The organism is Parabacteroides bouchesdurhonensis, from assembly GCF_900186615.1.
GTDB lineage: Bacteria > Bacteroidota > Bacteroidia > Bacteroidales > Tannerellaceae > Parabacteroides > Parabacteroides bouchesdurhonensis.
In genome coordinates, this window is the sequence record NZ_LT896588.1 from 601,409 (window position 1) to 625,351 (window position 23,943).

Genomic DNA, 23,943 nt, shown 5'->3' on the forward strand with positions numbered 1-23,943 from the left:
TTTAATACCATTGTTGCCCGTCACGGTAATTACTTCTCTTATCCAATTTGAGGTCTTTCAGCAAAGAGGAACTTACTGCAACAGAGAAAGAATAAGACTTATAAGGACCTACAGGCATGAAGCTGGCAGTCATCTGCCAGCAGTGCAGGTCTCGTGTTATATTACATGTCATATATGAAATCTTCTTCGCATCAAAGTCATAAGTAGCGTTAAAATTAAAACGCCAATTCTTCGTTGGCTGGACATTTCCGTTAAAACTAAGCGAATGCGTCAGCTTATACTTATATTCCATTGTTCGGGGATTGAACGAATTCATATCATAATTCAAATTCATATTATAATTGAAAGAAAAGCTCCATGGTATTTTAGAAATCAGATAGCCGTCAGAATCATACTCTCCAGATTCTTTCTTCTTTCCAAGCAAACGTCCGCCACCTTTTCCACCTTCCTCTGTAGCTCCGGCATCATCCGGGTTCAAGCCGTCTTCCGGAGTTTCACTATTCGATTCATTTCCCTTATCACCGGAACTACTATCTTTTTTATTTCCGAATAGCTTATTGAATGTATCATTATTGAACGTATAAGAAAAACTCGTTCCGGTAGAACGTAAACGGCCTATACCTTTACCAGCCTGCCAACGCATCACATCTCTTTTGTATGCTCTTCCTGTAGTCTCATCATAACCATAAGTATAGGTATCAAATATCATATTCAGGTTTAACGTATAACTCTTGGAAAATTTCAAACGTAACCCAACATTCAAGTCGCTCCATTTAAAAGAGTCCGCCGCCATATTATAGCTCATACCTAAGGACAACTTATCAATCAGACTAATCTTCCGGAAGCCCGTTGAATCCTTATCTGTACGAATCTTCATTTCCACATTATTATTAATGGAGAAATTGACATTTCCTTGTTTTCCGACAGACGGAACTCCAAACATTTGTCCCGCAAACGGAGAATATGTAACCGTTTGGTTTTGCCCATACTCATCCCTGTAAGTATAGTCTTCATAGAAACCATAGCGGGAAGAGCCAAAATCGGGTGCGAAACTCAAACTAACCGAAGGCTCAAAGCGGTGACGAATCATTTCCACCTTATTTCCCAGAAATGGAAGTGGTTTATAGAAGCCATATAATGTTGTAGATGCAGAAATAGACGCATCGTAATTAAACACGCGATAAAAACCGTATGTCGTATCGCGCGCTATCATCGCTTTACGTTGCAAATCGTATTCCTGTTCTGTTTTGCTGGTATACCAACGTTCCGTATAATTAAAAGAAGGAGATATATTCAAATATTTAAAGATAGAAAAGGTTGCACTCACCGGTATTTGATGTTGCATCGCATTTTTCCAGTCTTTAATAATATTCGATTTGAACAATAAATTTTCTTTCGTATCAATGCTATTACGTAAATAACCGGTATAGCTCATTGATATTTTTTCATACCAACGCTCTTTACCTATTGCCCGTTTCCGTTTGAAAGGATAAATACGGCTCATTGTAACAGAGATATCCGGTAAAGTAACAGAGATAGAGGAGTCTTTAGAACGCTGGTTAATACTCATAGTTCCCGACAGAGTAAACGGATTATTCGGAAAACGCTGCGTAAAGTTCACACTTGATCCTTTCGTATTCTGAGTAGCATCCATATTAAAGAGGCTATTCGTATTATTTCGATCATAACTACTCGTTGAAAAGTTCACACTAGCCGAAAAGTTCTGATACGGATTAGCCTTAGGGTCTTGCGTATGCGTCCATCTTAATTTAAAGTCCTTCGCCAAACTATAGTCGGGAAGTCCTTTATCACCCAAGCGTGTCACCAGGTAAGAAGCTTCAAAGTTTCCGGAGAAACGGTATCTCTTTTTATAAGCGGAACGTGCTGCCAGTCCCCAAGATCCTTTTGTATAGATTTCACCCGTTAAAGCCAAATCCATATAATCACTCAAAGCAAAATAGTACCCTCCGTCACGAAGGAAAAAGCCACGTGCATTTTCATCACCAAAAGTAGGCATGATAATACCGGAAGAATAAGTACTTGAGAACGGGAAGAAGCAAAACGGTAATCCGATCGGATATAACGGAACATCTTCAAAAACCAGATAAACAGGTCCTGTTACAATATTTTTTTTAGGACGGACTTTCGCTTTTGTCATTTGAATATAGAAGTGAGGATGTTCATGTTCATCACAAGTAGTATATTTTCCTCCTACCATATTTAAGATATCATTATCCATCTTTTTGGTACGCCCGGCTGTAACATATCCCTCACCTTGCTGCGTAATCACATCGGTAATATATCCTTTTTTACTATTGAAGTTATAGCGCATCGTCTTAGATTCATACTCTTCACCTCCGTCTTTAAACAAAGGATAACCAAACTCTTGTCCGATAGAATCTAATCCGAATTTAGCGAAAACAAGACTACTGTCCATATTCATCTCTATGTTTTCAGCTTGTAACTCGATTTGCTGATATTGCACATTCCCATCACCAAACAAATAAGCCCAGTTACCTGCAGTCATCACAATAGAATCGGCCGCCGTATATGTAACCGGCGCTTCTAAAGCATCTTTCTTTCGTGCAGTGGAATCAGTTGGAGCAATACTATCCACAGGTGCTACAACAGGCGCTGTACCGGGAATACTGTCAACCGGTTCTATCGCGTTTTGCGCACACAAGAAAGGACCTCCAATCAGTGAAAGTATAAAGATTATTAGTAGTCTGTATTTCATTCAATCATCAATTGACGGTAGAGCCTGGTTGGTTTAACCTACAGATATTCTACTCCTCAGTTACAGGCTGCAAATGTATAATAAATAAATGAGCCCGAATAGCTTTATTCCCCTAAAAAGAGTTTACACCAGGAATCAAAGCGTTCTACCGTTTCCGTACCGTATTTGGAAAGTCCTTGTTTTACCTTATCTACCGACTTCTCTTTATCCAACTTGGTTTTACTATAAAATTTATCGGCAAAACAGATTAGTTGTTCTTCCATAGAAACCGGTCTCATATCACGATGCGGAAGGGGAAGATTACGTTCTTCTATCATTTTTAACGAAAGCCCTGTTCCTGTATGTCTCTCACACACCAATGCATGACGGGGATATCCTTCCACACGCATCAGGTCAGCTCCCAAATATCCATGACAAATATAATCAGCTTCCCCATGGCAATCAATCTCCGGTGCGTTGCATTTAAAGATACCTATATCATGCAACATGGCAGCTTCTTCAATAAATGCCAGATCAAGATTCAGTTCCGGATGTAGGCGTGCTATAGACAATGCTTTATCCGTTACACTGCGACTATGGGTTACCAATATCCGATAGGCATCCGAATCTATTGGGTAATACTTTGAGATTATATCTAAAGGATTCATTTCATACATTTTTTTTGATCGAGGCAAAGATACTAATTCTTGTCCATTCATGTGATTATGCCTGAAACAATACGAGGAAAAACAGAAAAGATTAACTACTTTTGCACAGTATAAAAAAGAGAGAATGATTTATGAAAACAGCTGTTTGTCTTGCCTTTTGGACACTTTGTATGCTTCTAGCGCCTGAAATACAAGCTTCCACATCACAGAATGCCCCCTTAAAATTAGGAGCTGAACGAATGGATGTTATCACCCGCCTGTTGAAAGACAAACGAGTTGGGCTTGTTGTTAATCAGACTTCTATCCTTGAAAAAGAACAGAAACATTTATTAGACGCTCTGTTAGAAAACGGAGTCAATGTAAAAAAGGTATTCGCACCCGAACATGGTTTCAGAGGAACAGCCGATGCTGGTTCTGAAATAAACGATAGTCGGGATATAAAAACAGGTATTCCCATTATCTCCATTTATGGGAAGAATAAAAAACCGACCGCTGAACAACTTGAAGACTTGGATGTTGTGGTATTTGACATTCAGGATGTAGGAGCCCGTTTCTACACGTATATAAGCACAATGCATTATGTAATGGAAGCATGTGTCGAAAATCAAAAAGAATTTATCGTATTAGACCGTCCCAACCCAAACGACTTTATAGACGGGCCGATACGTGAAGAAGGTCTTGAATCTTTCGTTGGTGTAGACCCACTCCCTCTTTTGCATGGTTTAACTGTTGGAGAGTTGGCCTGGATGATTAATGATGAAGGTTGGCTAAAGAGTTCACCGGATACCTGCAATCTAAAAATAGTCAAAATGGAGAATTGGAAGCATGGAGACCCGTATTGGTTGCCGGTAAAACCATCCCCTAATCTACCTAACGACCAAGCGATCCGGCTATATCCTTCGCTATGTTTCTTTGAAGCTACTAATATCAGCGTCGGGCGGGGAACTTACTTTCCATTTCAGGTAATCGGTTATCCGGATAAAAAGTATGGAGATTTTAGTTTTACACCTGTTTCGTTAAAAGGATTTGATACAAATCCAATACAAAAGGACAAAGAATGCTTCGGCATAGATCTTCGCGAATATCCTTACCAAGGAGGACTAACTCTTCGCTTTTTCCTTGATTTTTATAATAAAGCAGGCAACGAACAAGCCTTTTTCTTTGCACGTCCGCACTGGTTCGATCTATTGGCCGGGACAAAGAAACTGCGATACCAAATTGTGCGCGGATTAACGGAGGATGAGATTCGAGAAAGTTGGCAACCTGCATTGGATAAGTACAAGGTTATGCGTAAAAAGTATCTGCTTTATCCGGATTATCCAACTAAATAATCGTATTTGTTCGATAGCGTTAACGAAAAAAGCCTCCGATCCCTGTACAGTCGGAGGCCTTCAAATTATTTCTGTTTCTTAATCACCAAAAACTTGCTGTTATCAGTTCCGTAAAGAGCGATTTCATCAACAGGTTTAGTTTCTCCTACGGCTTCAAAACGAACCACTTTATCCAACGCTGTCAACAGTTCCTTCTCTCCACTCATATCAGGACATCCCATACGAGTAGTTGCCACCTGTGGAAACTTGATAATATTTTTATACATCTCACTGTATTCTATTTGTCCCATAATACGATTACAACCCGCATTTCCGGAAAGACGATTGCCGGCTACATCAAAAATTAATACCTGATGCGTTTCTACCGGATTCAGTACTTTTCCATTCATCTCGACAACACCCCATTCTCCATTCAAATCAGAAAATGAAGCAACAGCCGCTTTCTTCGCTTTACAACCGGCAAACAGTCCAATGCTTACCGCTATCATACATAAATAGAAAAATTGTCTCATACAAATTATTCTTTAGACAATACTAACAATACGTTTCCGTCAGAGTCAACCAGCAACATCTCATTTTCATTCTGCCCGGCTTTTACTCCTTTTACATCACCCATAGCCTTAAATACGGCATCTTCAGTTTCCATATTCGGACAAGCCATCATGGTTGCCGCCGCCGGGCGGATAGTAATCGCCGAAATATCATTCGGATCTAATTCAACAGTCGTATTAAAGATATTGCAACCGCCATTTCCATGTAACTTGTTTTCTGCCATATTAAAATCCATCTGAGGCAAGCCTTCTTCCAAAATCTTTTTGCCCTTCACTTCCACAACTTTCCATTTGCCTTCCAGCTTTTTCGCATCAGTTTTAGCTTCGGAACAAGAAACAACCATCCCAACAAAAGCAGGAATAAACAATAAATAAAAAATAATCTTTTTCATAACTTATATCATTTATAAAATATACCCTTTTAAATAGGACGCAATAAAGAAGCTAAATGTTCCGGGTAGTGAAGCTATTTAGCCAATATTAACATCTTTACGCATCAAATCACGTCGTTTCCATTTCTGCGTATGCCATCTGAATGCCAATACCAAGCCTCGCGAACTTTCATCCATGGCAAAAGCAACCCACATTCCTGCTAATCCCAAACCGAGTACAATTCCAAACATATAGCCGCAAAAAACAGCGAAGAACCACATGCAAACCAACTCTATCAGCACTGGCACTATCACATCTCCCACCGAACGAAGGCTAAAGAGGAACAATAGTACGGTTGCACGTCCTTGTTCCAAAAAAAGATCGACAAGCAGTACACTCATTGCAACGCTAATAATTGTTTCGTTCTCTGTAAACAACCCTAATAACGGACGCCCGAGCAAATAAACACTCAAACTCGCAATAAAGGTAATAAGTAAAGATCGCTTCCATGCATACCAGCTCAATGTATAAGCAGCCTGTTTCTTTCCGGCACCAACCAAATTACCGGTACAGACAGCCGTAGCCTGTGCTATGGAAAGAGAAAACAAATAACCTACAATAACAATATTCATTACATATACGCGGGTTGCCAATATTTCGTTACCCAACATATTAATAAAATAGACGATTGCTACTTGAGAAGCATCGTACGAAATTTGTTCCACAGCTGAGGGAAGTCCTATTTTCAAGACATCCTTTAGCATCTTTACAGGGAATGGTCGAAAATAGGCCAATGGTATACGATGAATCAACCGTTTAAATAAAACTATAAAAAGAAAGACCATCGCAATTCCACGACAAACAGAAGTAGAAATAGCAGCTCCTTCAACACCCAAGGCAGGAAAACCGAAATGACCGAATATAAGCGTATAGTTACCTATAATGTTCAAAATGTTAATAATAAAAGCCACTTGCATGGAATAGTTTGGTTTATTTGCCGCACGCAATACAGTAGATACAGTAAAAGTAATAGCTTGAAAAAAGCCGAATCCTCCTACAATTTTCATATAGACAGAAGCATCAGGCATCAGATCCGGACGGATATCCATCATTACCAACATTCGTTCACCAAAGCAAGTAAGCACAAAGCTGATAACCAGACCTACCGCCGCATTAAACAACAAAGAGGTACCTACCACCTGTATAAAGCTTTTATTATTTTTTGCCCCGAAATAAAGGGCGCACATAACCGCCGTTCCCGTAGTTGTAATATTAAACAACAAAAAGACCATATTAAGCAATTGGTTTACTACTCCAACAGCGGCTACGGAATTATCCGAATGATGGCTAAGCATCAATGTATCAACCACACCTAATGTTAATATAAGCAGGGTTTCCAGAAAAATAGGGCCAGTCAACTTAAACAGTTTTCCTTTCAGTCCATCCGGACGCCGGAATAGTCTGTGTATATCCATAAAAACAATCTTTTTACCGGGACGCAAAGATACAAACAAGTTTTGTCTTTAGATTATTTTCTATAAATTTGCCCATATTAAAATTAATGTATGAAGAAACAAAGTATTGTATACGTTCTAATAACCCTGCTGGCTACATCTATTTCATGTACACATACCAAACAACAAACCGAAGAAGATGTCGACAGTGAATGGATAGATAGCTTACAACATATATATCATTATGGCATCTGTATTGATTCATTGAATGTAAATGAATATCTGATAAAGAGTGGTGATAATCCTTCCTCCATTTTTGCTAGTCTGGGCTTTTCCGCATCACAGACAGACAGTATCAGCCGCGTCTCATCAGATGTATTAGACCCGACAAAACTACGAGCAGGAATGAATTACTGTACATTCACAACCAACGATAGTATTGCCCGAATCAAATATATAGCCTTTGCCAAATCTTTGACTGATTATGCTATTATAGATTTCACCCAAGATACAGTCTGTGCCTATGAGTTTTGTAAACAAATTACCTTGAAGCGTAAATACGCGGAAGGTATTCTTAACACCTCTTTATGGAATGTAATAAAGGCTTCCGGAGCAGATCCGCTTCTCGCATTGGAATTATCGAATGTATATGCATGGCAAATTGATTTCTTCGACATAAAGGATGGAGACTCTTTTAAAGTTTTATACGATGTTGCATACATAGACGACACAACCGCATTAAAAATAGCATCTATAGAAGGAGCTATTTTCACTCACCAGGGAAAAGATTTTTATGCAATACCATTCACCCAGGACAGTATTTCCGAATATTTTGACGAAGAAGGAAACAGTTTAAGAAAGGCCTTTTTAAAAGCTCCATTAGATTTCTTCCGAATAACTTCCCGGTTTACCAATGCCCGTTTCCACCCTATTTTAAAACGCTATCGCGCACATCATGGAGTAGACTATGCAGCTCCCATTGGAACACCGGTTAAAAGTATTGGCGATGGAACAGTCATTGCCAAAGGATATCAAAATGGCGGAGGAAATTATCTGAAAATAAAACACAATTCCGTGTACACAACAACTTACATGCACCTCAGTAAATTTGCACCCGGCATACGGGTTGGCAGCCATGTCCGGCAAGGGCAAGAAGTCGCTTATGTCGGTTCCACCGGATTATCTACCGGTCCTCATTTGGATTTCCGCGTTTACAAAAACGGACAACCTATTAATCCCCTGCAAATGGATGCTCCCCCTTCAGAACCGGTAAAACCGGAATTAAAAGATAGTTTTATGCTCGTCAAACAACGAATATTGGCAGAATTAGATAGCTTTGCCATATCAAAACAAAAAGGCTTATGAAATTCTTAGGAAATCTCATTTGGTTACTTTTCGGAGGTATTGTGACCAGTATTGAATATCTGATCTCCAGTCTGTTGCTAATGGTAACTATCATAGGTATTCCTTTTGGTTTGCAAACACTAAAATTAGCTCTACTCGCTTTATGGCCATTCGGAAGTAAAGTTACCGACAATGGAAACTCCGGAGGTTGCCTCCGCCTTATTATGAATATTATCTGGATATTTCTAGGCGGTATATGGATTTGCCTGACTCATCTTGGATTCGGTCTATTGCTATGCATCACGATTATCGGAATCCCCTTTGGCAGGCAACATTTCAAAATGGCGGCTTTAGCACTGGCTCCTTTCGGTAAAAACATCCAATAACTATTATTCTATAACGGGGTAGCGTTGCCGAGCTTCGGCCCGGGTACAAGCATTAAAATGCCACCATTCGTATGGAATGGTACGAAAACCAGCTTGTTTCATCACCCGCCGCAATAAACGACGGTTATTATATTCATCTCTGGTTATTTTACCTTGTTCCAGCAAAGCTTCTTCATTAGTGGTATGGGCTTCTTCTCCAAAAAAATCAAAAGGACTTCCCATCGGAAGCGGTACACCTGTTTCATCAAGAATAGTTACGTCAACTGCCATACCATAATTATGGAGCCCTCCTCCATTCGCCGGATTACTTACATAATTCGTTTTATCTGTTCCGCGGACCAAGTTCCACATTTTACGTTGAACAGACATAGGCCGAGCGGCATCATACACAACCAACGTCCATTCCGGATATTCTCTTTTCAACAGTTTTTGTGCTTCTACAAGGCATTTTGCAGCTTCAGGACGTAACCACGCATAAGTAAGTCCGTCATAGACAGCTTTACCCATAAAGTTATCCGGTTGAGCATATTGTAGCTGTACCTGAATACTGGAATCTAATGTTTGAACATTGACCAATCCTTTTGACTGCAATACATTATCCCAATCTCCCTGTGGTATCGAATAACCAGAAAACGATTGTATTACAAGTATTATGCAAAAAAGAAGCCTCATCGGTCTATAGAAACTTGTTCAACCTCTATTTCGTCACTCAGGAACAAAAATGCAGCCTCCGAAAATTTTTCAGTTGATTCTGTTGTAAGAAAACGTCTTTTACCTGACTTAGTCAATTTCGCATCCATTTCCGGATGACGCGTCAAATAGTTTTGCAAACTTTCCGCAACGCATTGTCCTTGTGAAAAGAGAGTCACTTCTTTTGGAAGGTTTGCTTTAATCTTATCTTTTAATAACGGATAATGCGTACATCCAAGAACTAATGTATCTATCTTAGGATCGAGAGAAAGAATATGATACAAATGTTTTTTAACAAAATAGTCTGCTCCCGGAGAGTTAAACTCATTGTTTTCTACCAAAGGAACCCACATAGGGCAAGCTTCTCCCGTAACTCTTATATGCGGAAACATTTTCTCTATTTCCATAGAGTAAGAATGAGAAGAGATAGTCCCCGTAGTACCCAAAATACCTACATGTTTGGTTCTGCTAACCGTATCCATTAATTCCACTGTAGGACGTATTACTCCCAATACCCGACGGCCAGCATCCCAGTTCGGCAAATCTCTTTGTTGAATAGTGCGTAAAGCCTTTGCGGAAGCTGTATTACAAGCCAATATAACAAGCTGGCATCCCTCTTCAAAAAGTTTCATTACAGCTTGTTTTGTGAACTGATAAACAACCTCAAAAGAACGCGTTCCATAAGGAGTACGGGCATTATCTCCTAAATAAACATAATCATATTCCGGCATAGTTTTCCGAATCTTGTCAAAGATTGTCAACCCGCCATACCCAGAATCGAAAATACCAATCGGTCCCGGTTGTAATGAATATATTCCGTTCTTTTTCCCCATATATAAACAAAGGATGCCCTTCTGTAGAAAGACATCCTTTTCTATTATTTAGATAATAATTATATACCTAATTTAGCCTTTACAAAAGGAGTTGCATCAATAGCATTAGGACCAGTATAAAGCAATACCTGCGGATCAATAATATAAGTATATCCTTTTTCTTCTCCTACAGCATTGATAGCCTTATGAATCTTTTCCTGAATAGGTTGAATCAATTCTTGTTGTTTCTTCTCCATATCTTGTCTAGCTACCTGCATGAAGTTATCCATACGGCCACGGATATCTTCGATTTCCTGCATTCTTCTTAACTTGATATTCTCTGTCAATGAATCCTGTTGAGCAACGAAATCAGAATACTTTTTATTGAATTCGTCCTGCATTTGCTGTAACTCAAGTTTATATTTTTCATTCAGATCTGCTATTTTCTTTTCCATATCACTGGCATCCGGCAAACCTAAAAAAATCTCTTGTGTATTTACATAAGCAATTTTTACTTCTTGAGCAATAGCGCCCAATGGGAGAATCATTAACAATAAGACAATAAGTTTCTTCATTTTTATTTATAATTACTTTGTTATTAATCCAGCTAATTATTAGCGATACTTAAAGCGCACAAATGTAAGCATTTATTTTGAATATCCTAATTTTATCAGCACTTCATTACTAATATCAATCTTAGGTGAAGCAAAAATAATACCCATAGTCGATGCTCTATCCAATATAAGTTGATACCCTTTATCTTCTGAAATTTCCTTTACAGCATTGTAAATTTCATCCTGAATAGGCTTCATTAAACTTTCACGTTTTTTATACAGTTCGCCTTCTGGACCAAAATATTTACGCTTCAAATCTTGCGCTTCCTGTTCCTTCTTCACAATTTCTTCTTCACGCTTTGTCTTCATCTCCGCCGAAAGAAACACCAAGTCACTTTGATAGCTTTTATACATATTCTGGGCTTCCTGCTGGAGAGCTTCCACTTCATTCTGCCACTTCGTTGAGACCTGGCTAAGCTGTTCATTTGTCATTTCATAAGCCGGAATATTTTTCAATATATATTCCATATCTATTAATGCAAACTTTTGTGCCATTCCTGCAAAAGAGCAAAGGAATATAAAGCAACTTAAAGCAATAATCTTTTTCATACTTCTACATTTTACGTTTCCCTTATGACTGCAAATATAACAGAGGGTTTATTATATAGAGCCTAAATTACATTAATTTAGAATTCTTGACCAATAATAAAGTGGATGTTACTACCGCCACGCTTGCTTGAATAATCCGGAACATCAAAGCCATAAGCCCAGTCAATACCCATCAGACCAATCATCGGCAGGAAGATACGGACACCAACACCGGCTGAACGTTTCAATGCAAAAGGATTGAAATCTCTCAGAGTTCTCCAGGCATTACCGGCTTCAGCAAATACCAGACCGTAAATAGTGGATGAAGGTTCTAATAAGAACGGATAGCGCAATTCCATTGACAAACGGGAATAAGCATAGCCATATGAGTTATAACCGCCGTTACCTGCAATACTACCGTTTTCATAACCTCTCAATCCGATTGTTTCCGTTGCATACGTACTTGAATAACCACTCATACCGTCACCACCCATGTAGAATGTTTCAAACGGGGATCTCTTATTTTTATCATAAGAACCTAAGAACCCATATTCAACACGTGTCATCAAAACCGGAGTACGTTTTACAGTCAACGGAGCTAACGGTGAGAAAATCTTAGCCTTAAATTTCCATTTATGATATTCTATAAAACGGAACTTTGTCGGGTCCTGATCACTCATTGATCCATAATCTTTATTATCAAATAAAGAGAACGGAGGCGTTGCACTTACAGATAATGAGAATTGCGAACCTCTACGTGTATATAACGGATTATCAATAGAGTTACGTTGCAACAACAATTCAAGGTTGATATTATGACAAGTACCTTCGTTTACCAAGAAATAATCCCAATCATGCATTTTATACATCTGATAATTTAAGGTCGCCATAAACTGGAAGAAGTCATCCGGCCAGTTCAAACGTTTACCATAACCGGCAGAAAGGCCAAACATCATAATATACTTTTCAGGATTCAAAGCAGCTTCATAATTATAGTTATTGTAACCACCATAATTTCCATAACCATAGCCACCATATCCATAACCGCCATAACCACCATAAGCATACGGATTGGAATAATAATTATTGTTATAGTAACTACTACTTATATCTGTCTGCTTAGAGAAATATGCACTTACAGATAATGTGTTCGGACGTTTCCCTCCAAACCATGGGTCCATAAATGAAATACTATAAGCCTGATAGTAACGTCCGTTTGTTTGTCCACTCAATGTTAATGTCTGTCCTTCTCCTTGAGGAATAATTCCTTTATAAGTCGAAGGATTAAACAGATTCTTCATAGAAAAATTAGTAAACTTCAAACTCAATTTTCCGATTACGCCAGTCTGTCCCCAACCGGCAGAAAATTCTATCTGGTCATTGGCCTTAGACACCAGGTTATACTGAATATCCACTGTACCATTCTCGGCATCAGGAATAGGTTGAGGCACTAAATTTTCAGGGTCAAAATGCCCCATCTGCGCAATTTCACGCACAGAACGCATCAAATCTTCACGGCTGAACAACATGCCCGGTTTGGTACGGAGTTCACGACGTACAATATCTTCATACAAACGGTCATTACCATTAATTATAATCTTATTAATTGTAGCCTGAGGTCCTTCTATAATACGAATTTCCAAAGAAATAGAATCATTATCAACATCTACTTCCACTGGGTCGGCATTGAAGAACAAATAACCATTATTATAATACAGATTTGATACGGCATCATCATCCGAAGACAAACGTTCTCCTAATTTTTTCTGGTTATATACATCACCCGGCTTCATACCCAGTAAATACTGTAACTGTTCTGTCGGATACTTTGTATTACCCACAAATGATACGTCTCTCAAATAATATTTATCACCTTCGTCTATTTTTAAAAAGACATCAACACGTTTATCATTATAATTAACAACACTATCTTCTACAAGAATAGCATCACGATAACCATGTTCGTTATATTTTTCAATAATATTCTTTTTATCTTTTTCATATTCCTCCGTAGTGAACTTCTTTGTACTGAACATCTCAAGAACACTGGATTTCCAGTCATTTTGAAGATTGAATTTTTCATTCGTCTTCTTCATCGCTTTCTTCAAATCACGGTCGGATAAAGCTTCATTCCCTTCAAAATGAATTTTATGAATCTTTGTCTTCTCATTCTTATCGATGTAAATATCTACAATCACTTCACCTTCATGAGAAACATCATCCTTCTGGGTAATCTCCACGTCCACATTCTTAAAACCTTTACCATCAAAGAATTTCTGGATAAGAATCTTTGCGCGGTCCATTAAGTTCGGAGTAACCTGAAAGCCTTTCTTCAAACCCAGTTTCGCCTCGAGGTCTTGTCTTTCTCCTTTTTTAATGCCATGATAATTAACTTCGGATATACGTGGACGCTGTTTTAATTGTATTTCCAACCAAATCTGGTCGCCTTCAATTTTTGTGGCCAGAATCTTTACGTCAGAAAACAGTCCATGTTTCCAAAATCGTTTTACGGCTGTTGTTATTTCATCTCCGGGAGGAATAGTAACCTCATCGCCTACCGATAATCCGGAGAAACCGATTAACACAAAATCATCATAATTCTTAATACCCGTTACCTTAATATCCGCAATTTTATATTTCTTAGGAGGTGACGAATAAGAAATTACCGGCACTTCGGCCGGTTTTTCAACCTGGGTAGTGTCAGTTTCCTGAGCAAATGCTCCGCATACAATGCTCAGAAAAACAAAAAACAGCACTATTCTTTTGTACATATAACAACTAATTGTTTATAAGATTAATTGCTCACTTGTCTTACCAAACCGGCGTTCACGCTGTTGATAATACAATATAGCTCTATACAACTCTTCTTCTCTAAAATCTGGCCAAAACATATCGGTAAAATATAGTTCTGCATACGACAATTGCCATAGCAGAAAGTTACTAATGCGCTTTTCACCTCCGGTCCGAACCAACAAATCCGGATCAGGAATGCCTTTTGTAGTCAGATGGTCTGAGACAAGAGCCTCAGTTATATCGTTGGGGATTATTTTCTGTTCTGCCACTTCTCCGGCAATTTTTTTAATTGCCTCTATTATTTCCCACCGGGATGAATAGCTAAGAGCTAAAACAACGGTGGTTCCTGTATTAACAGAAGTTTGATCTATACAACCCTGTAATGTTACGCGCGCATCATCCGGCAAACGGGATAAATCACCGATCGCCATCAAACGAACATTGTTCTTCATCAGATCGGGAGTCTCCCGATGAATAGCTGATACCAATAAACTCATCAAGGCTTGCACTTCTTGCTCCGGACGATTCCAATTCTCAGTAGAAAAGGTATACAAAGTAAGATATTTCAAGCCTATAGCAGTTGCCGCTTCTACAACCTTACGAACGGAAACAACACCTTCCTGATGACCGAAACTCCGGTCTTTTTCGCGTGCTTTCGCCCAACGTCCGTTGCCGTCCATAATGATCGCCACATGCTGTGGTAAGCGTTCTCTGTCTATTTCTTCAATCAACGACATCTTTTTTATTCCGTATCTTAATAACCACTTATACTATTTTTATTGTTACATGGCCTGTTGCGTGGTCCAAAGTCCCAGGTAACAGAAAACATCAATAAAGAATACCAATCTTTGTTTTTTAAGAAACTACTCTTTATATTATATGGATTATCCAGTATTGCATTTCCTTCGAAATTGTCGCCAAACAATTTACGAAATGAGAATTCGCAACCTAAATTCACCCTGTTTGCAATTTTATACTTTAAACCAACGCCCAAAGGAACATTCAAACCCGCAAAGGTTTTACCGTTACCGGGGGCAACCGTCAGCCCTAATCCCAATAAGACATAAGGCGAAAAACGTTTGGCATTTGCATACGCAAATTTATCACTGTATGGAAAGAAATTGAATTCCATTTGTCCGCCAAGCTCTATAAAGTTTCTTGTAAAAGAAGCTTGTGCATGATCCGGAAAAACATTGTCCAACCCTTCGGTATTCCCCGAAACACGTCCCCACAGCAAATCGGCTTTCACCGCCCATCTGAAATTAGCATTATAACGAAATACCGCGCCCAATGCGGGATTCAATCCTTTAAAAAACGCGTTCTTATTAGCATCGCCCATGTAATAGGCTCCGCCCGCCATGCCACCAATCTCATATTTATATTCCTGCGCATAAAGTGCAGGAACTTGTCCTATCAGCAGGATTATAAGACATATTCGTTGAAAAAAAGTTGAAGTCATATGCTTTGCTGTTATATACTACACTTCTTTTCTAACGATAAAAGCCTTATAAAATTATACATTTCATAAAGGAACTTTCTAATCCTTAAATCCTAACCGATTAATGCGGCCGCGCCAGATTTCATCCAGTACTTTTGCATTATTACCCGTTTTTCCTCCGAAAACAAACATAAAATTCTCTTTATCTACTATTACGGAAGAAAAACCTCTGGCCTTATAAGTCTCCGGGAAAACCACCATCGTATCAATTACAGACCAGCTTACGCCATTATCTATTGAATTATAAATTGTCTTTGATGCCTGCCCGGATGAATTCACACCTCCTAAGATGAATAATTTATCGTCATAACGAGCTAACATAGCTCCATCGCAAGGTTCTAAAGAATCATCATCTTCATCTGTAAGAATAGCCCAAGAAGTACCGTCCATCGTAGCCCAGACAGAATTACAGAGTTGTCCGCTATTGCTTTTTCCACAAGCAACCGTAAGACGTTCTTTATACATTACATTGTGATTGGCTGAGCCAAAACCGGAAACAGGAAAGTTTGCCGGTACTATATTCCCTTCCGTCCAAGTCAAAGACTCATTCATCGCAGCAAACAGCAATGATCCGTCTTTATCTATGATGGAAGCCAAAACCGGAGGTTGGTTTACTCCGCCAACTTTTATGGCTCCTAATAAATACTTAACAGTCGGAGTATTATTCAATGCCTTCCAATCCTGCCCGTTTACAGATTGATAAACAACACCTTTTGTACCAGGAGCATATAATACACCTTGGCTTTCGGTTATCTGTGAAAGAAGTATTTCATTATCCGGCAATCCGGTTAAAGGTAGTTCTTCCCAATTCTTTGCATCCGAAGCTGCCGAACGGAATAGTTTATATCCATTTTGTGCGGCCGGTTTTACATACATATAATAGTAGTTTGTGTTACCGGAATCGAATGCAACTACTTTTTCTTCGTCAATGCTTAAATCCGTCACATTCTCCGCATATAAAGTCCATACCATCGAATCGGGAACGACTTGATGGATATTTACCTTCGCAATATATTTTTTTGAAAATTGACCGTCGTATGAGTGGGTTATAAAAGTCACAGGTTTCGAAAAATCCAAAGAATCCATACCGTTCCAAACAATAGTATCGCCCGCAGCTTCTTGTACTACCTGAACCTGAGCGACCCCTGAGGCAAAATTAACAGTACAAACCACCTTTTCAATCTCAGTTCCATATGCCATGGAATCTATATTAAATATATACCCCGATAACTGATCTATAGTAAAGCTTACTTTCGATAATTCAGGAACTGAATCACTTTTCATCGTAAATGAAGTGATTTGGCAGTTTTTAGGTATTTCATATTCCGCATCATCCGAACCTAAGCAGGAATTCATCAATAAAACCAAACATCCTGCCAGAAATAGTACTATTTTATTTTTCATCAAAAACATAAGTTTGTTGCATATAAAGGCACAAAAGTAGAAACATTTTTTGCTTTATACCTAATACTCGTCAATATTTATAATATTTTAGTGTCAAGACATTACAACTTTGACTATATTTTATGAATGTACTCCGTAATAAAACATCCCGATGTTTTTGTAAAATCATCCCGATGTTTTTGTAAAATCATCCCGATGATTTGGGAATATGCTACCTTTTGAAGCCAAGTCCTATCCGGGGCTGCCACTCCTTCGTTCAAGCAAAACGGAGCAGTTTCCACACGTATTTTATCCCACAAGTCATGATTAATAAATTGCCTTAAAAGATAAGAGCCGCCTTCCACCATTAATGAATTAATTTTATGTTTACACAGAAAATCCATTATTTGAGGCAAAATATCTTGAGAAAAGTCCATCCGGATATATTCTATATTTTTCCGGTTCTCCATTTCTCTTTCTGTCAAGACATAAGTGAGAACAGAACCATCCAGCAAATGGTAATGAGAAGGAATCAGCAAATTACGATCCAGAACAATCCTCACAGGCGATTTTCCGGCCCAATACCGAACTGTTAAAGACGGATTATCCAACAACGCAGTATTAGTTCCCACCATGATCGCATCCATTTCAGACCGCAATTTATGAACCATCCGCAATGTCTCCTGCGATGACAAAACAACAGGAGGTACAGATGAATCCTTACGAATAATATCCATATATCCATCTGAACTTTGTGCCCATTTTAACAGGATGTAAGGACGCTTCCGTGTCTGCTGCATCATAAACGGAAGGTTTAGCTCATAAGCTTCTTTTTCCAACACACCGGTAACAACTTCCACACCGGCGTCACGCAACATACGTACTCCACGACCTGAAACTTCAGGAAAAGGATCGAGGCAACCAACAACAACACGTGGAATCTGCTTTTTAATGATAAGTTCCGCACACGGAGGAGTTTTACCATAATGGGAACAAGGTTCAAGGCTCACGTACAAAGTAGAATCTTTCAGCATGGATTCATTTTTCACAGAAGCAATCGCATTTACTTCCGCATGAGGTCCTCCGCATTTTCGATGGAATCCCTCACCTATAATCTTACCATTATATACAACAACAGCACCAACCATCGGATTTGGGCTGGTATATCCTAACCCTCCGCGAGCAAGCGCAATGCAACGGGCCATATACTTATCTTCAACCTCTATCATAATCTTTGCATATAAATGGTTTTTGCACTACTTTTGTACAAAAACAGAAAGCATGACTGAAACCATATCTTATATAATCAACTCCCTGAAAGATTATTACCCTCCCAACGAGATCAGAGGCTTTACGCAGCTGATTATGGAACAAATTTGCGGCTTACAGCCTTACCAGCTCTTACTTGGCAAAGGTAATGATTTATCTGACAAAGAAAAAACTGAAATCGCAGAGATCGTAGAGCGATTAAAGAAATCAGAACCGATCCAATACATATTAGGAACTGCAAATTTTTACGGATATGATTTCACTGTTAATCCTTCCGTGCTAATACCACGACCGGAAACGGCAGAGTTAGTCAATAAAATTATAGAAGATTCCAAAAACTCACCTATTTCTCCTCTACGGATATTAGACATCGGGACAGGAAGCGGCTGTATTGCCATCTCATTAGCCAAACATCTAAATAACGCAGAAGTATTTGCAATGGACATTTCGGCGGATGCCCTATCCATCGCCAAGCTAAACGCGGAAAAACTGAATGCCGATATTCAGTTTATTCAAGCCGATATTTTATCTACCACTAAATTCCATTCCTTCCGAGAGAAATTTGAATTTCTTCCGAGAGAAAATAAAATTTCTTCCGAAAGAGAGGTAAATATAATCGTCAGCAACCCTCCATATATAACAGAAAAAGAAAAAACAGATATGGAGGCAAATGTTCTGAACTATGAACCTCATTCGGCACTGTTTGTTCCGGATAATGATCCATTGTTATTTTATCGCACTATCGCCCGGTTTGGCAAACAAAATTTATCACAAAACGGGTATCTTTATTTTGAGATAAACTCTCAATTCGGGACAGAGACAAAAGAAATGCTCAAACAGGAAGGTTACAGGCATATTGAATTAACACAAGATTTTTACAAGAAAGACCGGATAATAAAAGCTCAGATATGAAACAAATAACCGAACCGGAGATGTTACACAAAGCGGCATCCTATTGCTCAACGGCAGAACGTTGTATTCAGGATGTACAAAAAAAAATAGATGCAGCAGGCTTGCCACCAGAAGCAGGAGAACGCATCATTGCCCGTTTGTTGAAAGAAAAATTTATAGATGAAGAACGCTTTGCGAGGAGTTTCGTAAATGACAAACTACGTTTTAATAAATGGGGACGCATAAAAATAGCATACGAATTGCACAAAAAAGGTATCTCTCCTTCCATTCGTTCCGAGGCATTGGCTACTATTGATTCTACCGAATACCGAACCATTATCTTATCATTACTAAAAGACAAAAAGAAAACAGTAAAAGGAAAAGACGAACGCGAACTATTTAACAAACTGCTTCGTTTTGCCGCCGGACGCGGATTTGAAAGCAATGAAACGATTAAATGCCTGCAACAGTTATTTAAGGGGAATGATTATGCTGAAGATTTTGAATGATATACTGAATCTTTTCTTTCCTAACCTTTGCCTGCTATGTAAAACACCGCTTGTTGACGGAGAGAAGCAAATATGTTTGAACTGTTTATCCGATTTGCCCAAAACAGATTATCACAAGCAAGCATTAAATCCGGCAGAACAATTATTCATGGGAAAAGCCAATATTATACATGCCTATTCTTTCTTGCATTACGAAAAAGGAGGTCACGTACAGAAACTGATTCATTCCCTTAAATATCACGACAACAAAGAAATCGGTTATATACTGGGAAGGCAAGCAGCTTTGGAATTACAGAAAGTAAACAGCCCATTATGCCAAACTGATTTCCTCATCCCCGTTCCACTTCATCCAAAAAGACAAAAACAAAGAGGCTATAACCAGGCAGAATGGATCGCTTTAGGGCTAAGTTCCGTATGGCACACACCTGTCAACACAACCACATTGTGTAGAACAAAGAAAACCGACACACAAACACGCAAAAGCGTTTACAACCGGTGGATCAACGTAAAAGATATTTTTCTCGCTCAAAACATAAACGAATTAGAAGATAAGCACATTCTCCTCATAGATGACGTAATAACCACGGGGTCAACAATTAGCGGCTGCATAGATGCCCTATCTTCCGTATCAGGCTTGCAAATAAGCGTATTTTCTTTGTCTATAGCCTAAATATTAATAAAAAATTAACAGTCCATACACAAGGTTATTTCAATGAGTTTAGCTATTTTTGCAAACTGGTATAAACACATTTATTAGGTTGTATGAAAACACTGGAAAGATTAGTAGCAGAGAGATTATTAAAGATTAAGGCTGTTAAATTGCAGCCAGCCAACCCTTTCACATGGGCATCGGGATGGAAATCTCCAATCTACAACGATAACAGAAAAACGCTTTCCTATCCGGGAATCAGAAGTTTCATCAAATTGGAACTGGCCCGCACAATTAGTGAAAAGTACGAAAATGCCGATGCTATTGCCGGTGTTGCAACCGGAGCAATTGCCCAAGGCGCTTTAGTCGCTGATTTATTAGGCCTTCCGTTCGTATATATTCGTTCTACCCCTAAAGATCACGGACTGGAAAACCTGATCGAAGGAGAATTGAAACCGGGATCAAAAGTAGTAATTGTTGAAGACCTTGTTTCAACAGGCGGCAGCAGTTTAAAAGCTGTACAGGCCGTTCGTAATTTCGGTTGCGATGTTGTGGGTATGGTTGCTATTTTCACGTATGGTTTCCCTGTTGCAATAGAGGCTTTTAAAGAGGCTAAAGTTACATTAACCACATTAAGTAACTATGATGCCGTATTAGAAGAAGCTGTACGCACAGATTATATTGACGAATCAGAAATTGCAATTCTTCAGGAATGGCGTAAGGATCCGGGAAAGTGGAATCCTTTAATTTAAAAGAAAAAACTGATGACAGAATTTGTAAGTGAGGTTAAAACAATCCCACACAACGATGACCGTATTTTTACAATGCTGTCTGATCTTTCTAATCTGGAACGGATCAAAGACCGCATTCCTCAAGATAAAATAAAAGATTTTGAATTTGATAGCGATTCATGCAGTTTTGCTGTTGATCCTGTTGGAAAGATAACATTCCAGATCGTGGAACGTGAACCGAATAAGACTATTAAATTCACAACGACAAATTCGCCGGTTCCCTTAAACCTATGGATACAATTAAAACAGGTTGAGGAAAACGACACAAAAATGAAAATGACAATTCGTGCAGAGTTGAATCCATTCATCAAACCGATGGTTTCAAAACCGCTACAGGATGCTTTAGATAAAATATCAACAGTGATAGCTTCCTTACCTTATTAATTTCTTTTTATTATGTCTCAGAAACTTTGGGAAAAGAATATTCAGGTAGATCATGAAGTAGACATTTTTACTGTAGGTAGAGACCGTGAAATGGATCTCTATCTTGCCAAGTATGATGTTTTAGGATCTATGGCACATATTACAATGCTGGAAAGCATCGGCTTACTCACCAAAGAGGAGCTTAACGTATTACTGGCAGAACTCAGAAATATATATACTATTGCTAACAACGGACAGTTTATTATTGAAGAGGGAATAGAAGATGTTCATTCGCAAGTAGAGTTGATGCTCACCCGCCGTTTAGGAGACGTTGGAAAAAAGATACACAGCGGACGTTCACGCAATGATCAGGTATTATTGGATTTAAAGCTTTTCACTCGTGCACAAATACAAGAGCTGGTCACACTCGTATCCGGTCTGTTTGATATTCTGATAGAACAGAGTAACCGATATAAAAATATATTGTTACCCGGATATACTCACTTACAGGTAGCCATGCCCTCTTCTTTCGGTTTATGGTTCGGAGCTTATGCTGAAAGTTTGTCCGACGATTTGCAAATGTTGCAAGCCGCTTATAAAATATGTAACCGTAATCCGCTAGGTTCAGCTGCAGGATATGGCTCATCATTTCCTTTGAATCGCCAGATGACTACAGATTTGTTAGGCTTCGATTCAATGGATTATAATGTTGTATATGCACAAATGGGACGTGGGAAAATGGAACGTACCGTTGCGTTTGCCATGGCTGGAATAGCCGCGACATTATCAAAACTGGCCTATGATGCCTGTATGTTTAATAGCCAAAACTTTGGCTTCATTAAATTGCCGGATCAATTTACCACCGGCTCCAGCATTATGCCTCATAAGAAAAACCCGGACGTCTTTGAACTGACACGTGCAAAATGTAATAAAATACAAGGATTACCTCAGCAGATTACTTTAATCAGCAATAATCTCCCTTCGGGATATTTCCGTGACCTCCAAATTATTAAAGAGGTATTTTTACCTTCATTCGATGAATTGAAAGATTGTCTTCGTATGGTAACCCATATGATGCGCAAAGTAAAAGTAAATGAACATATTCTTGATGACGATAAATATGCTTTATTGTTTAGCGTGGAAGAAGTGAATCGTCTTGTGCTTGCCGGTGTCCCTTTCCGTGATGCTTATAAACAAGTTGGTTTAAACATAGAGGCAGGAAAGTTTGTGCCAAACAAAGAAGTGCACCACACACATGAAGGAAGCATTGGAAATCTATGCAATGACTATATTTCGGCGCTTATGCAGAAAGTTGTTGACGGTTTTTCATTCGAAAGAATGAATGAAGCAGAAAAGAAATTAATTGAAGGATAATATGAAAAAGTATTTAATCTTATTACTTATATTTATAGGATCGGCTTGTTCTAAAATAGAGAATAATACCATTCCATTTTATCCTGTTTATTTGGAACTCGATTTAACATATGAGGATAAAGATTTAAACAATCTGTTTAGTTCTAAAATATATACGAGTAAAAATATCAATTCCGCAGTAGAAAAAGCCGGATTTGGAGGCGTTCTTATTTTTCATGGAGAAGACATAGGCTATGGAGCATATCAAGCTTACGACATAGCTTGTCCCAATGAAGCCAATGCTTCAACAGTTGTACATGTTGACGACACCGGTATTCATGCAATATGTCCCGTATGTGGAAGTAAATATGAATTAACCGGTTCAGGTTTCCCAACGCAAGGAAGTCCAAGTAAGCATAAATTACAATCTTATACAGTTAGAGAAGTACAAGCTAGTACGAGTAAAAAATTAATCGTCACTAATTAATTTTTTCACGCAAACTCTTGCTAAAATAAAACTTTTATCTACCTTTGCACACGCAAACGCAAGCAATGCGGAAGTAGCTCAGTTGGTAGAGCATAACCTTGCCAAGGTTAGGGTCGCGGGTTCGAGTCCCGTCTTCCGCTCATCTCTTAAGAGAAAGGGATGCTCGAATGGTGGAATCGGTAGACACGAAGGACTTAAAATCCTTTGGCCATTGCGGCTGTGCGGGTTCAAGTCCCGCTTCGAGTACAAACTTTCTTGCGGAAGTAGCTCAGTTGGTAGAGCATAACCTTGCCAAGGTTAGGGTCGCGGGTTCGAGTCCCGTCTTCCGCTCAGCTTCCAAAAGGTCCTGTAATTCTTAGGAATTGCGGGGCTTTTTATTTTATATCCTATTTTTATTTCTATTGATCATAAAACTTATATTGAAAACTATATTTACCTCCAAATAAGAGTTATTGAAAAACATTATCTTTATAAAACCAGATATTTTTTAA

Annotated in this window: 24 protein-coding genes and 3 tRNA genes; 13 read left to right on the forward strand and 14 right to left on the reverse strand. The window is 38.8% G+C overall.

Annotation, left to right across the window (positions count from 1 at the left end):
* Position 1 precedes the first annotated feature (1 nt).
* Entirely contained in the window at positions 2–2,737 is a 2,736-nt protein-coding gene (locus C1721_RS02645) for a putative LPS assembly protein LptD (RefSeq protein WP_102406931.1), read from the reverse strand.
* Positions 2,738–2,841: 104 nt separating this feature from the next.
* Positions 2,842–3,384, reverse strand: a complete 543-nt coding sequence (locus C1721_RS02650) for an HDIG domain-containing metalloprotein (protein ID WP_102409203.1) — start codon at positions 3,382–3,384, stop codon at positions 2,842–2,844.
* Positions 3,385–3,554: 170 nt separating this feature from the next.
* Between C1721_RS02650 and C1721_RS02655 the strand changes: the two genes are divergently transcribed.
* The gene (locus tag C1721_RS02655; protein WP_234347563.1) at positions 3,555–4,715 is read left to right on the forward strand and encodes an exo-beta-N-acetylmuramidase NamZ family protein; all 1,161 of its coding nucleotides are present in this window, start codon (positions 3,555–3,557) and stop codon (positions 4,713–4,715) included.
* 65 nt (positions 4,716–4,780) lie between these two features.
* On the opposite strand, the gene C1721_RS02660 is transcribed toward C1721_RS02655, so the two are convergent.
* The 3 genes from C1721_RS02660 to C1721_RS02670 all read right to left on the reverse strand — a co-directional run bounded on the left by C1721_RS02660 (position 4,781) and on the right by C1721_RS02670 (position 7,113).
* The gene (locus C1721_RS02660) at positions 4,781–5,227 is read right to left on the reverse strand and encodes an META domain-containing protein (protein ID WP_102406936.1); all 447 of its coding nucleotides are present in this window, start codon (positions 5,225–5,227) and stop codon (positions 4,781–4,783) included.
* Positions 5,228–5,232: 5 nt separating this feature from the next.
* A complete protein-coding gene (locus tag C1721_RS02665; RefSeq protein ID WP_102406938.1) occupies positions 5,233–5,658 on the reverse strand; it encodes an META domain-containing protein in 426 nt (141 codons plus the stop codon).
* Positions 5,659–5,736: 78 nt separating this feature from the next.
* Positions 5,737–7,113: an MATE family efflux transporter gene (locus tag C1721_RS02670; protein ID WP_199830392.1), complete on the reverse strand. Its 1,377-nt coding sequence runs from the start codon at positions 7,111–7,113 to the stop codon at positions 5,737–5,739.
* A 90-nt stretch (positions 7,114–7,203) separates the two neighbouring features.
* Between C1721_RS02670 and C1721_RS02675 the strand changes: the two genes are divergently transcribed.
* Positions 7,204–8,457, forward strand: a complete 1,254-nt coding sequence (locus C1721_RS02675; RefSeq protein WP_102406940.1) for a M23 family metallopeptidase — start codon at positions 7,204–7,206, stop codon at positions 8,455–8,457.
* The gene (locus C1721_RS02680) at positions 8,454–8,822 is read left to right on the forward strand and encodes a YccF domain-containing protein (RefSeq protein ID WP_102406942.1); all 369 of its coding nucleotides are present in this window, start codon (positions 8,454–8,456) and stop codon (positions 8,820–8,822) included. Before C1721_RS02675 ends, C1721_RS02680 begins: the two co-directional genes overlap by 4 nt.
* Positions 8,823–8,825: 3 nt before the next feature.
* Here the strand turns inward: C1721_RS02680 and C1721_RS02685 are convergent, their stop codons facing one another.
* The 9 genes from C1721_RS02685 to ribD all read right to left on the reverse strand — a co-directional run bounded on the left by C1721_RS02685 (position 8,826) and on the right by ribD (position 18,369).
* Entirely contained in the window at positions 8,826–9,494 is a 669-nt protein-coding gene (locus C1721_RS02685; protein WP_102406944.1) for a M15 family metallopeptidase, read from the reverse strand.
* Positions 9,491–10,345: a glutamate racemase gene (gene murI / locus C1721_RS02690; protein ID WP_420872717.1), complete on the reverse strand. Its 855-nt coding sequence runs from the start codon at positions 10,343–10,345 to the stop codon at positions 9,491–9,493. The genes C1721_RS02685 and murI overlap by 4 nt, the downstream gene beginning before the upstream one ends.
* Positions 10,346–10,404: 59 nt before the next feature.
* The gene (locus C1721_RS02695) at positions 10,405–10,899 is read right to left on the reverse strand and encodes an OmpH/Skp family outer membrane protein (protein ID WP_102406946.1); all 495 of its coding nucleotides are present in this window, start codon (positions 10,897–10,899) and stop codon (positions 10,405–10,407) included.
* Positions 10,900–10,971: 72 nt separating this feature from the next.
* Positions 10,972–11,487: an OmpH/Skp family outer membrane protein gene (locus tag C1721_RS02700; RefSeq protein WP_102406948.1), complete on the reverse strand. Its 516-nt coding sequence runs from the start codon at positions 11,485–11,487 to the stop codon at positions 10,972–10,974.
* Between the two features lie 77 nt (positions 11,488–11,564).
* The gene (gene bamA / locus C1721_RS02705; protein ID WP_102406950.1) at positions 11,565–14,237 is read right to left on the reverse strand and encodes an outer membrane protein assembly factor BamA; all 2,673 of its coding nucleotides are present in this window, start codon (positions 14,235–14,237) and stop codon (positions 11,565–11,567) included.
* Positions 14,238–14,252: 15 nt separating this feature from the next.
* Positions 14,253–14,996, reverse strand: coding sequence for an isoprenyl transferase (locus C1721_RS02710; RefSeq protein ID WP_102406953.1), 744 nt, complete (start codon positions 14,994–14,996; stop codon positions 14,253–14,255).
* 17 nt (positions 14,997–15,013) lie between these two features.
* A complete protein-coding gene (porG, locus tag C1721_RS02715; RefSeq protein WP_102406955.1) occupies positions 15,014–15,718 on the reverse strand; it encodes a type IX secretion system protein PorG in 705 nt (234 codons plus the stop codon).
* A gap of 78 nt (positions 15,719–15,796) precedes the next feature.
* Positions 15,797–17,161 (reverse strand): BamI family beta-barrel-assembly machinery protein, encoded by a 1,365-nt coding sequence (locus C1721_RS02720; RefSeq protein WP_234347268.1) that lies wholly within the window; start codon positions 17,159–17,161, stop codon positions 15,797–15,799.
* Between the two features lie 113 nt (positions 17,162–17,274).
* Positions 17,275–18,369, reverse strand: a complete 1,095-nt coding sequence (gene ribD, locus C1721_RS02725) for a bifunctional diaminohydroxyphosphoribosylaminopyrimidine deaminase/5-amino-6-(5-phosphoribosylamino)uracil reductase RibD (RefSeq protein WP_102406959.1) — start codon at positions 18,367–18,369, stop codon at positions 17,275–17,277.
* 52 nt (positions 18,370–18,421) lie between these two features.
* Between ribD and prmC the strand changes: the two genes are divergently transcribed.
* The 10 genes from prmC to C1721_RS02775 all read left to right on the forward strand — a co-directional run bounded on the left by prmC (position 18,422) and on the right by C1721_RS02775 (position 23,782).
* Entirely contained in the window at positions 18,422–19,321 is a 900-nt protein-coding gene (prmC, locus tag C1721_RS02730) for a peptide chain release factor N(5)-glutamine methyltransferase (RefSeq protein WP_102406961.1), read from the forward strand.
* Positions 19,318–19,809, forward strand: coding sequence for a regulatory protein RecX (locus C1721_RS02735; RefSeq protein WP_102406963.1), 492 nt, complete (start codon positions 19,318–19,320; stop codon positions 19,807–19,809). Before prmC ends, C1721_RS02735 begins: the two co-directional genes overlap by 4 nt.
* On the forward strand, positions 19,790–20,479 hold the full coding sequence (locus tag C1721_RS02740) for a ComF family protein (protein WP_102409206.1): 690 nt from the start codon (positions 19,790–19,792) through the stop codon (positions 20,477–20,479). Before C1721_RS02735 ends, C1721_RS02740 begins: the two co-directional genes overlap by 20 nt.
* Positions 20,480–20,571: 92 nt before the next feature.
* Positions 20,572–21,210, forward strand: a complete 639-nt coding sequence (gene pyrE / locus C1721_RS02745) for an orotate phosphoribosyltransferase (RefSeq protein ID WP_102406965.1) — start codon at positions 20,572–20,574, stop codon at positions 21,208–21,210.
* A gap of 12 nt (positions 21,211–21,222) precedes the next feature.
* Positions 21,223–21,633 carry an SRPBCC family protein gene (locus C1721_RS02750; protein ID WP_102406967.1) on the forward strand — a complete coding sequence of 137 codons (411 nt, stop codon included), beginning with the start codon at positions 21,223–21,225 and terminating at the stop codon, positions 21,631–21,633.
* Between the two features lie 12 nt (positions 21,634–21,645).
* Complete coding sequence (argH, locus tag C1721_RS02755) at positions 21,646–22,986, forward strand: argininosuccinate lyase (protein WP_102406969.1); 1,341 nt, start codon at positions 21,646–21,648, stop codon at positions 22,984–22,986.
* 1 nt (position 22,987) lies between these two features.
* Positions 22,988–23,452, forward strand: a complete 465-nt coding sequence (locus C1721_RS02760; RefSeq protein WP_102406971.1) for a (2Fe-2S)-binding protein — start codon at positions 22,988–22,990, stop codon at positions 23,450–23,452.
* A gap of 67 nt (positions 23,453–23,519) precedes the next feature.
* A tRNA-Gly gene (locus tag C1721_RS02765) sits at positions 23,520–23,592 on the forward strand.
* 21 nt (positions 23,593–23,613) lie between these two features.
* Positions 23,614–23,698 (forward strand) — tRNA-Leu (locus tag C1721_RS02770).
* An 11-nt stretch (positions 23,699–23,709) separates the two neighbouring features.
* A tRNA-Gly gene (locus C1721_RS02775) sits at positions 23,710–23,782 on the forward strand.
* Positions 23,783–23,943: the final 161 nt, after the last annotated feature.